Below are 13,092 nucleotides of genomic sequence, written 5' to 3'. Positions count from 1 at the left end.
AAAACAACTAAAAAATTTCATCTTTACCCAATGTGAAGATGAAGTTTTTTATTAACTCAATTGCATAAAAAAACAACCATGCATAAAAAGGAATTGCTAATAGCAATAATGATGCTGCCATTATTTGCAATGGCACAAGGTGTTAAGTTCGATTCAACAGTGCTTTATGGCAAAGTGGGTTACCGGGTGCGTTGTAATAACAAAGATGCTAATAACAATTTGGCCAGTATTAAATTAATTGGTTTTAGCGGAGCCCGCGATCCTGAGTTTTTTGTGAAAGGCGTTATCAAACAAATTGCGATTGACGATTTTAATAATGATGGTTATCCCGATCTGATGATTAATGTTTACAACGGGCCCAATGAACAATACGGAAATGTAATTACTCTAATATCGAGTGAAAACAAATCCATATCCGTTGCCGGTTTCCCCGATATTTTAAATGATCCCAAATTAAGAGTTGGATATAAGGGAAATGATCATTTTCAAATTATGCAAGGTTTATTAATGCGTAGTTATCCATTATACTCCTCTAACGATTCAACTGCCACTTATACCGGGAAAAAAAGATTCATTCAATATCAATTAGTAAAAGAGGAAGGCGATAGAATGAGTTTTAAACCTATGCATGTTTATGAAGTTGCAGCTCCCACTATGAATTAATAAAACCATTTGCAAAAATGGTTGTTAAAATGGAATGATACATTATACACAAACAACCATTCAAAGCTGGGAAAGATTTTATCGTGCCAATATACTGCAATGCATTACAGGTTTTAAACCCGCCAATTTAATCGGTACTGTTAATGCAGAAGGTGTACCTAATGTAGCTATATTTAGCAGTGTAGTTCATTTAGGTTCCAATCCTGCTTTGGTAGGTTATATTAACCGCCCCATTACAGCAGCCCCTCATACCTTAGCTAATATAGAAGCTACCGGTGTTTATACCATCAATCATGTAACCACTAATTTTTCTGACAAAGCACATCAAACAAGTGCCAAATATGCTGCTAATGTTAATGAGTTTACAGCTACAGGATTAACAATGGAATTTATTGATGGAATAAAAGCTCCATTTGTAAAAGAAAGCAATATTCAATATGCACTGCAGTTAATTGAAATAGTGCCTATAAAGCATAATCAAACATTTTTGGTGATTGGAAACATAACAGATATTATTCTAAAAACAATAACACCGGAAGCAGACGGATTTATTGCTATTGAAAAAGCCGGCTCAATGGCTTGTTTAGGTGCTGATGCCTATTATAATGGCCATCTTATTCAACGATACCATTATGCCAAACCGAATGAACCAACTCAATCAATTTTACAAAATATTTGTTAATAGGTGGCTGTTTTTTTTAATAAACACATTTAATATTTTTTATTTTAAAAGCTAAATTCCTTGAAAACATTGGCTTTTACGAAATAATTTACTTTTAAAGTTGTGGTAGATTTTATATTGTATGCTAGCAGCTTTAAAAAACTGGCACATAATTGGTTTTATAATGAATAGAAGCGTTTAGATAAGTTACCAATCACCTTACTAAACTTCGCAATTGTTAACCATTAAAACCTTTAGTTATGAAAAAGCTGATGATGACACTCGGAATAATTGCCGCGTTGGGATTTGTTGAACATGCACAAGCACAAGTAAGAGTAAATGTAAATCTTGGTATAGGTGCACCTGTATATTATCCAGCCCCACATCCGGTTGTCGTATATGATGATGATTATCCTGTATGTGCACCCCGACCTGTTGTTGTAGTACCTGCACGCCCTCGTTATGGATACTATAATGTATATGCACGAGATCGTTATTATGACAGAGACAGAAGATATTATGATGGCCCTGGTCGTGGCAGGGAACATGGAAGAGGCCACGGAAGATGGGATCGTGATTAACTTTTTGGCGTTACCCTATAAAACAAAATGCCGCTTAAAATTAAGCGGCATTTATTATTTAAACTACATTAATATTACTCTATTAATAACCGGCATTTTGAGTTAAATTAGGGTTTACAATAATTTCCCGTTTAGGTATTGGGAATACCAATTTAGATGAATTGTAATTTAAATTACCCACTGTGCCTTGTGTACGTTTAACATCGTGTAAAGTAAATCCTTCAAAAGCCAATTCCAATTTTCTTTCTTTCAGAATAGCTGCTAAAGTAAGCGTACCTGCAGTGTAGGGCAATAAGTTTACTCTCTGTCTAATCTTATTGATATCATTCACCGGTGAATCACCCACTTGTGTACCCATTCTAAAGTTTGCTTCAGCACGGGTTAAATACATTTCTGCCAAACGAATAATGTGTACATTACCATAAACATTATCAAATTTTGCTGTATAGATTGATCCGCCAGAATTATAAAATAAACCTAAACGAGCATCGCCGGGCTCATATAAATTTAAATGTGCCTGATTAATTTGAATATCACCACGGCTATAAGGTGAATAATATTCATTAAATGTGTTGAACCCTGAAGTTGGTGTTACTTGCATAGCAAATAAATCTTCGCTGGTATTAGCAACTGCAGCAGGTGGATAAGGTGCAGGGAAAGCTGCAGCATAGGTATTGGTTAAAGCAAATCCATTAGCTGTAGCCGTTGTAATTGCTCTATTGGCTGCAGCAGCTGCATTTGGATAATCGCCCTTTTGCAGATATACCCTTGCTAACATGGCACTTGCAGCAGCTTTATTAGCATAAAAACCATTGGTAGCTGGTAATAAAGATTCTGCATCGGTTAAATCGCTAATTACCTGTGCATATACCTCAGACACTTTGTTGCGACTTACTTTATTAGCATCGGTAATACCACCTGTTGGTGTTAACACCAAGGGTACACCGTCATTTGCAGTTGGGTCACCATCATTCCATGCACGTGCAAACAAACGAACTAAGTCAAAATATAATGAACCACGAATGAATTTAGCCTGTCCTTCAACACTAGCTTTTTTATCGGCTGTAACAACATTCAATGCACTTAATACATTATTTACATCATTAATAGCCTTATAGCTGGTTAACCAGTTTTGGGTGGTGAAGTTATTATCAATGGGAATGGTTTTATTATAAATTTGCGTCATTCCCTGATAAGTACCACTCCAGTTTAATTCAGCAAAATTTCCTAATAAATCGGGAGCTACAAAGGTTAATCCACCATAAGCATTTTCAACGCCCATATCGGCATATGCACCCGTTAAAGCAACCAACACATCACTACTTGTGTTTAGCGCTACTGTTTGATCAATACTTTGGGTAGGCTGTGTATTCAGCATTTTGTTACAAGCTGTTCCATAAACAACTCCTAACAGCAGCAAACTTTTATATAAAAACTGTTTCATAATCTTTTTTTTCATTTTATTAATGAATTACCATCATTTTTTACAAACCAATATTTACTCCAAATACCAAAGTTTTTAATTGAGGAGCAGAGTAAAAATCAATACCCTGATTGATGTTACTGGCTAAATAATCGGCTGTAACTTCAGGATCCCAACCTTTGTATTTAGTAATGGTAAATAGGTTTTGCGCACGAACATATACTCTTAATCTTTCTAGTTTGATTTTCCGGATTAATTGTGCAGGAAGATTATAGCCAATTGTAACGGCTTTTACTCTTAAATAAGATCCATCAGAAATATAACGGCTGGAAGGATCAGTTCCGTTGGCATAGAATAATCTTGCTTCAGGCACCATTGTTTTATCACCGGGTTGTTTCCAAGCAGCTAGCTGATCAACTGTTTGGTTATCGAAACCATTACTTCCACTGGCAGACATATATTGGCCACCACCATTATAAATTTTATTACCATACACTCCTTGTAATAAAATATCTACATCAAATCCTTTGAAAGTAAAGGTGTTTCCAAATCCATAAATAAACTTAGGAATAGGACTTCCGATTACTACATCTGTAGCTTCATTATAATCGTTTGTAGTGGTTTTATCTAAACTACCATCTTGTTTAACTGTATTTTTAACGTATAATGCATCTCCGTTATTTGGGTCAGCTCCTGCAAATTCACGAGCTACAAAAACGCCTAAAGGTTGCCCTTCCATCGCTTTATTTACACCGGTTCCTAACAGTTGCCCACCTAAGTTGGTAACCACATTCTTATTAGCACCAAAATTCATTGAGGTAGTCCATCTAAAGTTTTTAGTAGAGATATTCGTAGTATTAATCGTAAATTCAATACCTGTGTTTTTTAAGCGACCAATATTCCTTAATTGTGTAGCAAAACCGCTGGTACCGGGCACTTCCTGATTTAATAATAAATCACGAGTATCGCGGCTATAATAATCTATTTCCACACTTAGGCGGTTATTAAACAAACTGGCTTCAATACCAATATCCGTTCCATAGGTAGTTTCCCATTTTAAATTGGGGTTAGCAATTTGAGTAGGGTGCTGACCGGGTTGACCACCATAAGGTGCATTGCCAGAATACAACCCACGAGCAGCAAAATCGGGAATACGATCATTACCATTACCCGCATAACCCGCTTTCAATTTCAAGAAACTCAACCATTTTACATCTTTTAAAAAGTCTTCTTCGGTTAATACCCATCCTGCAGAAGCTCCTAAGAATAAGCCATAACGATTATTCACACCAAAGCGAGATGACCCATCATAACGACCGGTAACAGACAATAAATATTTATTATTGAATTTGTAGTTGACACGTGAAAAATAAGAAATAAGTGTGCTGGAGGTTGAAGATGAACTAGCATCAGTTTTAGAAGCAGCACTTGATAATTTTTTATAAGCATCACTAGGGAATTGTTCACCTGCGGCACTACTAAAATCATATGTACGATCTGTATAGCTCGTACCCAAGATAACATCTAAATCATGTTTTTGCTTAAAGTTTGCATGATAGTTAAAGTAGTTATTAGTGGTTAAATTTAAAACCTGAGTTGTACCATAAAAACCACTACCATTTGGCACTCCAATATTGCGAGCAGTAAGGCGACCATAATAATTTTCTTCAAATTGATTCAATTGGTCAACACCAAAATCAGTATGAAAATTTAATCCTTTGGCCAAGTTAGCAGTTGCGTAAAATGTTCCAAATGTTCTATTTACCAATGTGTTATAAAACCCATCAATTACACTTAACAAGGGGTTGTAGTAAACAGGAAAGTTGGTGTTAGGTGCGCCGGTATTAGGATCTAAAGCACCACTAATTAAACCGGTACGTGGATCAATTAAAGGAGTAATGGGTGATAATGCTACTATTTGTAAAGGCGTAGAAAAAGCATTATCATTAGATACACGACTATTTAATGATCGAGCAAAGGCCAAATTAATACCTGCAGTTAACCAGTCTTTCACTTTATGTTCCAAATTAGCCCTTCCGGAATAACGCTTATAACTATTGCGAACCAAAATACCTGTTTGGTCTAAATATTGTCCGGAAACATAAAATTTGGTTTTGGCATCACCACCTGAAATATTCAAATCGTATTCAGAAATAGGAGCATTTTGAAACGCCTGATCTTGCCAATTAGTATTTACTTTGGCTGTTTGCCAATCATTATTTCCAGCAGAATAACGGGTGAATCGGCTATCCACATAATCTAAATAATCTTGTTGAGCCGCTTGTAAAGTTGAATAGTAGCCGGCCAAGTAATCTTGGTTAGCAGCACCTAAAGCAGCCTGTGTAAAATAATCTACATATTGTTTAGCATTCAAAAATTGGCGTTTCCCTGTAGGCTCTTGGTTACCGGTATAATAGTTAAAATCGATACGTGAAGTACCCATTTTCCCTTTTTTAGTAGTAATTAAGACTACACCATTGGAAGCACTAGCACCGTATATTGCTGTTGAAGAAGCGTCTTTTAAAATTTGAATAGATTCAATATCATTCATATTCAAATCGGCCAAAGCATTAGTAGCAGCTGTAGTACTTGATAAATCGGTTGTAGTAATAGGAATACCATCTACCACATATAACGGTTCATTACCTGCTGAAACAGAAGAAGCTCCACGAATTTTCACGTTAATTGCCTGGCCTAATTTTCCGTTTTGTTGAGAAACTAACACACCGGCAGCTCTTCCCTGTATTGCACTTTCAAAACTAGTGGCTGGTGTATTTGCCATTTCTTTTGCAGTCACAGTAGATACAGAACCCAATACATCTTTTTTTAATTTTGTTCCATATCCAACTACTACAATTTCATTTAAGCTTTTATCGGCTTCAGCCATTTTAATGGTTAAATGTTGGCCGGTTATGTGTATGGCCATATCGCGGTAGCCCACATAACTAATTTCTAAAATAGTTGCAGATTTAGGAACCACAATTTTAAATTGTCCTTCAGCATTCGTAGAAGTGACATCATTGGTGCCTTTAGCTTTAATAGTTACTCCGGAAAGCGGTTTTCCATCTTGCTGGTCAGTAATAGTACCCGTAACAGTAACTGTGTTTTGGGCTTTTAGTTGTGCCATGAGCAGCAACATAGTACTCAAAATGAGCAGCAGCTTTTTTCTCATAAATTTTGGTTTAGTTATCTAAAATTTCTTGTCAAGGTAGGCAAACTAAACAAAAACATTTAATAAGTGTTAATTTGTTTAATTAAAATTTAAAAACGGTTTAAATTAGGTAAGAATGGCTTAATAGCAACAAAAAAAACGGGCGATAAGAATACCGCCCGCAATTGAATAGAAAATTAAAACACGAGAGAAAAAAGCAAAAAAAATGATAAAAATTTATTGTTTCTGAAGTATTAATTTGGTAGGTCCTTTATCGTAACCATTACCTCCCGGACCATCTGCCTTTAATTCCATGGTTAAAGTAATATAACCGGTACAGGAAAATACATATCCGGCTATATTCCCAGTAGAAGTTTTTGCACCTGTACCAACAGCAGTCATATTATAACCACCACCATAATTTCCAAAATTGGTTTTAGGAACAGTTGCGGTACCGGTAGCAGGGTCTACATAAACAATAAGCGGATCAACTACTGTACCAGAAGCTGGATTAGGATACACCTGACTTAAGTTTACTTGATTGGGCCCAGGTCCATCGGTTACCTGTACTAAATCACCCGGATTCCAGTCTGCCCAGTCATCTCTAATTACTTTATAAGTGCCTGCAATTGGAGCAACAAACGGACAAACTACATATGCACTAAATGAAAACGCACTATGGTAATAGAAACCGGTTACTAGTCCACTACCACTATTGTTTCCGGTATTATTTACATCATATGTTTTACCGCTTTTAGTAGTGATACGGTTGTAAAAAGTATAGTTAGCACCAGGTTGTATTGCAGATGCACCACCTAAAGCAGTAGCTAATTCAGCTCCGGTTACGGTAATAGTAGTTTGTGGGCTTGAGTAATTAATAGTCTTTACCTTTTTCCATTTGGTAGTATCGTATGAAGTTCCTGCAACAGCAAAAACCGTAATACTTGTAATGGCTTCACCATTAGGATATTGATGCACGATAAAACCAACTGATGAAGTTGATAAAGAGGCATAGTTCAAATTCTGGCTTATAGTACTATCTAATACTAAATAAGAACCTATTCCAAAATTTTTATAACTACTTAATGGATTTATATCCCCTCCCGATTTTTTACAGGAGTTTACTACTGTTATTAAACAGACAACGGATAATATATATAATAGCTTCTTCATGTTCATGAATTTAAACATTTATTTAATAAAGTTATCGGGGTTATTATCCCAAAATACTTTGTTTACTGCATCGCCAGGAGTTTTCTGTGCCGGCGCATTTGAGTTTCTGTTAACAAAAACAGAAGGATAAAAGAACGAACGCATAAAGAAACCTGGAGATGGAGTAGTTACTGCTAATTGTACGTTTGATGGTTTACCCGTTCTGCGTAAATTATTATAGGCTTCTACACCATTACCCCACAAAGCAATATAATATTCATTCATAACCGTATTCAGTTGAGCATCAGTATTTGGTGCTGCATCATAAATACTTAAAACTAAATTAATATAATTATTAATTTGTGAAGTTGTTGGAACCTGTGCACTAGGTACACCATTATAACCAATTGCTGCTGGGAAACCTATCACTTTATTTATTGAAGCAGTTACACCACTTTGCAACAATGACCTTGCAGAACCTTGAGTAGTTATGCCTAATGTTAAAGCAGCCTCTGCTTCTAAAAATGCAGTATAAGAAGATAACCAAATTGGATTAATACCTGCACCGCCGGCACCCATTCCTAATGTTACTGATGCAGCCTGATCATAATCAAATTCACCTCCTGCTGGATATACACCCCATGCTGTTCTATAACCTCCATCTGGTGGCGAACCACTATTGTCGCCATGATCACGACCTAAGTAACCTTTACCCACTACACAATAAGGGGTTTGATCCGGAACACTTGGATACCAAGCGGGGAAATTAGAACTGCCGTAAAAGGAGTTACCAAAACAAGGGGCTGATTGTTGATTCGCCCAACTATAGTTAGTTACCTGACGATAGAAATAGTACCTAGCTCTTGGGTCAGCATTGCTTGCTGAGTTATTGGCAATATTTACAATACCATTGTATTTAGCAGCAGTTACATCCCAAATAAAATAATTGCTTAAATACTCCCCTACACCGCCACTATTCACATAATCAATACCATAATGCTCATGCCTGCTATCGGGTGCTGTTAAGTTTGTACCATATTGAAATACGAAATCTTGAGAAGGGCTATTAATTAAATTATTTTCAGTGAGTAACGCCTGAATTTTGGGGCCAACAGTATTATCTACAAGGCGGGCTTGCATATAAAATTTGAGCTTCAAAGTTTTGGCAAACGTAATCCATTTAGTTGCATCACCATTATAAAATAAATCGTTTGCCGGCTTTGCTATTGCTGTTTTTTGGAAATCTAAAATAGCGCTATCTAACATAGTTTGAACAGCTGCATAGATTGATGCACCACCATCAACTTTTGGATTGGTATTGGCAGCTCCTAAAACTGCTTGTGAATAAGGAACATCACCAAAGTCATCTACCAAAGTTCCATAGGTAAATGCCATTAATGTGCGGGCTATACCAGAATGTATGAATTTTTGTTGCTGAACTGCCAATGGTAACATTGCAGTAGCATTTACAAGCATACTGGAATAAGCAGTAGTCCACATTCCATCAAAACTAGCGGGTTGGTATGCATTTTTATACAATGGCCCAACCCAGTTTTGTTGTCTACTTAATTGTGCACCGTAATCTGATGCTGTAGTCCAAAAGTTATTAAAACTTAGTTCTATCTGATTAAGGTACAAATCCACGTCAGCCGTAGCTAAGCTGGGATAGTTTGGATTATTCAAATTATAATCCAGTTGTTTGTTACAGGATACAAGGGTCAGAAAAATCCCCAATCCGATAAATAATTTTTTATAATTCATTTTACACATTTTTAATTTAAAAATTAGAATGTTACCCTAATGCTGGCACCGTATCTACGAGCTGATGGACCAGTTAAAAATTCCATTCCTCTTCCATTTCCAACACCTAATCCGTTAACATCCGGATCAAAATGAATATACTTAGGGAAATTAGGTGCATAATACCAAAGATTGCTACCGGAAAGTGAAATTGAAATACTTCCAAAAGGCAAATTATTTAACAGTTTTGCAGGTAACTGATAAGATAAAGATGCCTCTCTTAATCTGATACAAGTAGCATCATATATCGCTGTCTCATCAGGTGCACCATTTGTTATACTATTACCATAAAAAGCCTGAGTAGCTGAAATTTGAATGTTATTGGGTTGACCATTAGCTAATACTCCGGGTAAAATGTATGGAGCAGCTCTATCAAACTGTGTATCTTTTGTAACACCGCGTCCTAATAATGCACCGGAAGTTCCTGAATATAAATCGCCCCCGGCAGTGAAATCCCATTGCATTCTAAATGAGAAGGCTTTATAACTTAATTCACTAATACCGGTTAGTTTATATTTTGGATTTGGATCGCCGATGATACCTATATCATTAGCTGCTACATAGTTACCGTCAACGCCTACTAAACGTTGTCCGGTTTTAGGATCACGCTGAATATAGCTTCCCATAATAATACCTAGGGGTTGACCATTCATTGCGAAAGTTCCCTGATTTGAATATCCAGAAGTATTAATTCTTGTGATGTAACTTGGTAAATCGCTAACGTTACTTCTGTTCAATGACCATAATCCATCTAAATGCCATTTCCATTTTTTACCTCTAATAACATCATATCCTAAGGCCATTTCAATACCTTTATTTCTTACAGTGCCGGCATTAATTTGTTGGAAAGTATAACCGGTTGAAGGATCTAGGAATCTATTTAATATTTGATTGCTGGCAATTCTTCTGTAAAATGACAGGTCTAAGGTTAACCTATTATCTAAAAATCTACCTTCTACTCCAGCTTCAGCTTCTTTTAACAACTCTGGTTTTAAATCGGGATTAGGCAACTGTGATTGTAATGAATTCACATTGATTGCAGTGCCACCTCCGGTAATAAAGGAGCGAGTACCAATGTTTAAAGAAGGCCTTGTACTATATGGATCCGGGAAATTAGCACTTGTTGAATAACCTAATCTGAATTTCAAATAATTTATTTGCTTATTTCCTTGCAGCCAGTTCACCACGCTAGTAGGTATAAATGACACGCCTATGTTTGGATAAAACAAACTACGATTGCTTTTTTCAACAGTAGAGGCCCAGTCGTTCCGTCCACCAAAGTTTAAAAAAGCATAATCTTTATACCCTAATTGACCTTGTGCAAAAGCGCCCATTAATATTTTTTCAGTGTTATAATTTAAAGGAGCACCTGCTTCACTATAAATGTCATGCGTAATAAAGTTACCATGATTCATTAAACCATACACTAACTGTTGAGTGCTAGTCATACCAGTTTGTGAAAAATTGTATTTCCTGGCATTGAATCCCGCATCTAAATTCAAATTAAAATTGCTATTCAAATTTCTGTTGAAATTCAACAAAACTGTGTGATCCATGATTGTATTTAATGCAGTAGAGGTGCGAAGTATACCAGTTGGGGTAAAAATACCTCCTTTGTTTTGTGCATACATTTGGGATTCTGTATAATTATCTATACCCACATGGTATGACAAGTTAATACCTTTAGCCAAATCTAAACCAATTCTCATCTGACCAAAAACCCTACTTACCTTATCATCAGTAAATGCATTGTATAGTGTCCAACGAGGATTTTGGATGTCATTACTAGCCCTATAGTAAACAGAAGAGTGGTCAAACGGATTTTCATAAGGCAAACCCATTAAATCCACGGCAGTTGGGGTATACATAACGTTACCAAAAATAGAGGCATTTGTTGGGTTGTTACCATAACTGTTACTGGTAGGAGGTGATTTAACATCGTTAGATACATAGTTTAGTGTACCACTTATAGTTAAATTATTGGTTAGTTTGGCAGTACCACCTACTCCAAAAGTATTTTTGAACATACTATTCATTGGAATATAACCTGCATCACCGGTGTAACCATAATTCATGTTATAATTTAACTTACCTGAAGTACCCGATACATTAATTGAAGTTGTACTTGTGTTTCCGGTTTGGAAAAAGTTATGTACACTATTATAGAATTTGTAGGCATAAGGTGCACCAACAAATTGAGGGAAAACACTGTTCAGTGCAGCTCTATCGTAAGGATGTTTTACTATAGCAGGAGGATTAGTAAATTTTGCACCCCAGTTACTATAAAAGGCTATTCCTAAACTTAAATCAAAACCACCGCCATATTCCTGATTATAATCGGGTAAAATTGCTTTGGTTTGAAAATAAGATTGGGTTACAGATACTTCTTGCTTTTTTCTTACTGTACTTGTTGAACCATTTTTTGTTGTTACTAATATAACACCATTTCTACCAGCAGAACCATAAAGGGTTGTAGCGCTTAAGCCTTTTAACACACTTATGCTGGCAATATTATTAGGATCTAAATCAAGAAACCTGCTAGAAGTTTGGTTACCGTAAGTAAAATTTGTAGACTCATTATTTGTACCACCATCAAAAGGAACTCCATCTACAACCCATAAAGGTTGAGAATTTCCTGTAATTGTGCTAATACCTCTAATATTAATGTTTGTACCACTACCACTCAATCCACTTGTATTCACTATGCTTACTCCTGGGGCTTTACCATTTAATACCCTAGCTATATCACCCTCAGGTCTAGCTTCCAAATCCTTACTCCCAACTGTAGAAACCGCATAACCTAACGCTTTCTTTTCGCGTTTAATACCCAAGGCGGTAACTACCACTTCACTTAAATCCTCGTTTTCCGGCACCAAGGTAATGTTCAAAGTTTCATTACCATGTACAGTTATTTCCCTCTTAGCGAAGCCAATACTAGAAACTTGAATTAATGAACCCGCCTTAATGTTCAGCTTAAAATTACCTTCGGCATCAGTAGAAGTGCCTTGCTTTGTTTTTTTGTCAACAATAGAGGCACCATCAATTGGCTTGCCTTTATCGTCTAATACTTTACCCGAAATTGTTACTGTTTGGGCATGAACACCCGCAAAAAGTAGCAAAAGGGTAGAGAAAACCATCAATAATTTTTTTCTCATGTTGGTGTAGTTTTGGTGAATTAATCCGTTTATCACGGTATATTGCCGTTCAAATTAGCTATTTGTTAATTTTCAACCAAAAAAATTAACAATTATTTTTTAAAAATCTCATAATCATTTCTTTTTGCGTGTAATTGCAATGCTTAACAACCAATTATAGATATCAATCAAACCACATTCAATCCTTTTTAATTTTTTTATTAAAAAGTCATTATGTCGTATTACATTTTGGATTTATGCCAAAATTGCACCGGCGCACTCCTTTTCCCTATGTGGGTAAGTTTTAGGGCTTTTTCATCAAAAAATATTTTGCCATCTGCCCCATTATTGTAATTTAGTGGTGGAATTTAATGGGTTAGTAAGTAAAAGGGTCGGCTTTATTGCTGGCCCTTTTGCGTTAATATACCATATAAATTGGTAAAGTCATCTGCATCTATTTTATTAAATGCTATCGAAAAAAAATGCATTAAGCAAACATGCTAACAACCATCTTTCTATCAAAAAAA

8 protein-coding genes are annotated in these 13,092 nt (G+C 36.0%); 3 read left to right on the top strand and 5 right to left on the bottom strand.

The genetic code is table 11. The features are described 5' to 3' along the window. Nucleotides 1-78 precede the first annotated feature (78 nt). The 3 genes from ACP5P5_RS10655 (at nt 79) to ACP5P5_RS10645 (ending at nt 1,905) form a co-directional block, all read left to right on the top strand. Complete coding sequence (locus tag ACP5P5_RS10655; protein ID WP_428286095.1) at nt 79-663, top strand: FG-GAP repeat protein; 585 nt, start codon at nt 79-81, stop codon at nt 661-663. Nucleotides 664-697: 34 nt separating this feature from the next. Next, the gene (locus tag ACP5P5_RS10650; RefSeq protein WP_428286094.1) at nt 698-1,345 is read left to right on the top strand and encodes a flavin reductase family protein; all 648 of its coding nucleotides are present in this window, start codon (nt 698-700) and stop codon (nt 1,343-1,345) included. Nucleotides 1,346-1,584: 239 nt separating this feature from the next. Next, complete coding sequence (locus tag ACP5P5_RS10645; protein WP_428286093.1) at nt 1,585-1,905, top strand: hypothetical protein; 321 nt, start codon at nt 1,585-1,587, stop codon at nt 1,903-1,905. An 82-nt stretch (nt 1,906-1,987) separates the two neighbouring features. Here ACP5P5_RS10645 and ACP5P5_RS10640 read toward each other — a convergent pair whose 3' ends face one another. From ACP5P5_RS10640 to ACP5P5_RS10620, 5 genes are all read right to left on the bottom strand, one after another. Then, nucleotides 1,988-3,349, bottom strand: a complete 1,362-nt coding sequence (locus tag ACP5P5_RS10640; RefSeq protein ID WP_428286092.1) for a RagB/SusD family nutrient uptake outer membrane protein — start codon at nt 3,347-3,349, stop codon at nt 1,988-1,990. 40 nt (nt 3,350-3,389) lie between these two features. Continuing rightward, nucleotides 3,390-6,500 (bottom strand): SusC/RagA family TonB-linked outer membrane protein, encoded by a 3,111-nt coding sequence (locus ACP5P5_RS10635; protein WP_428286091.1) that lies wholly within the window; start codon nt 6,498-6,500, stop codon nt 3,390-3,392. Nucleotides 6,501-6,716: 216 nt separating this feature from the next. Continuing rightward, nucleotides 6,717-7,652 (bottom strand): hypothetical protein, encoded by a 936-nt coding sequence (locus tag ACP5P5_RS10630; RefSeq protein ID WP_428286090.1) that lies wholly within the window; start codon nt 7,650-7,652, stop codon nt 6,717-6,719. 18 nt (nt 7,653-7,670) lie between these two features. Further along, nucleotides 7,671-9,392 (bottom strand): SusD/RagB family nutrient-binding outer membrane lipoprotein, encoded by a 1,722-nt coding sequence (locus ACP5P5_RS10625; protein WP_428286089.1) that lies wholly within the window; start codon nt 9,390-9,392, stop codon nt 7,671-7,673. Nucleotides 9,393-9,415: 23 nt separating this feature from the next. Further along, nucleotides 9,416-12,586 (bottom strand): SusC/RagA family TonB-linked outer membrane protein, encoded by a 3,171-nt coding sequence (locus ACP5P5_RS10620; RefSeq protein ID WP_428286088.1) that lies wholly within the window; start codon nt 12,584-12,586, stop codon nt 9,416-9,418. Nucleotides 12,587-13,092 lie beyond the last annotated feature (506 nt).

Origin of the sequence: Hydrotalea sp. (assembly GCF_049968455.1) — a bacterium.
Taxonomy (GTDB): domain Bacteria; phylum Bacteroidota; class Bacteroidia; order Chitinophagales; family Chitinophagaceae; genus Hydrotalea.
This window is presented reverse-complemented; position numbering and strand designations above follow the sequence as displayed.

Bases quoted from the DNA above. Each gene is read 5' to 3' on its own strand.
- ACP5P5_RS10620 (WP_428286088.1), bottom strand. From the start codon at position 12,586: ATGAGAAAAAAATTATTGATGGTTTTCTCTACCCTTTTGCTACTTTTT.
- ACP5P5_RS10625 (WP_428286089.1), bottom strand. From the start codon at position 9,392: ATGAATTATAAAAAATTATTTATCGGATTGGGGATTTTTCTGACCCTT.
- ACP5P5_RS10635 (WP_428286091.1), bottom strand. From the start codon at position 6,500: ATGAGAAAAAAGCTGCTGCTCATTTTGAGTACTATGTTGCTGCTCATG.
- ACP5P5_RS10645 (WP_428286093.1), top strand. From the start codon at position 1,585: ATGAAAAAGCTGATGATGACACTCGGAATAATTGCCGCGTTGGGATTT.
- ACP5P5_RS10640 (WP_428286092.1), bottom strand. From the start codon at position 3,349: ATGAAACAGTTTTTATATAAAAGTTTGCTGCTGTTAGGAGTTGTTTAT.
- ACP5P5_RS10650 (WP_428286094.1), top strand. From the start codon at position 698: ATGATACATTATACACAAACAACCATTCAAAGCTGGGAAAGATTTTAT.
- ACP5P5_RS10630 (WP_428286090.1), bottom strand. From the start codon at position 7,652: ATGAAGAAGCTATTATATATATTATCCGTTGTCTGTTTAATAACAGTA.
- ACP5P5_RS10655 (WP_428286095.1), top strand. From the start codon at position 79: ATGCATAAAAAGGAATTGCTAATAGCAATAATGATGCTGCCATTATTT.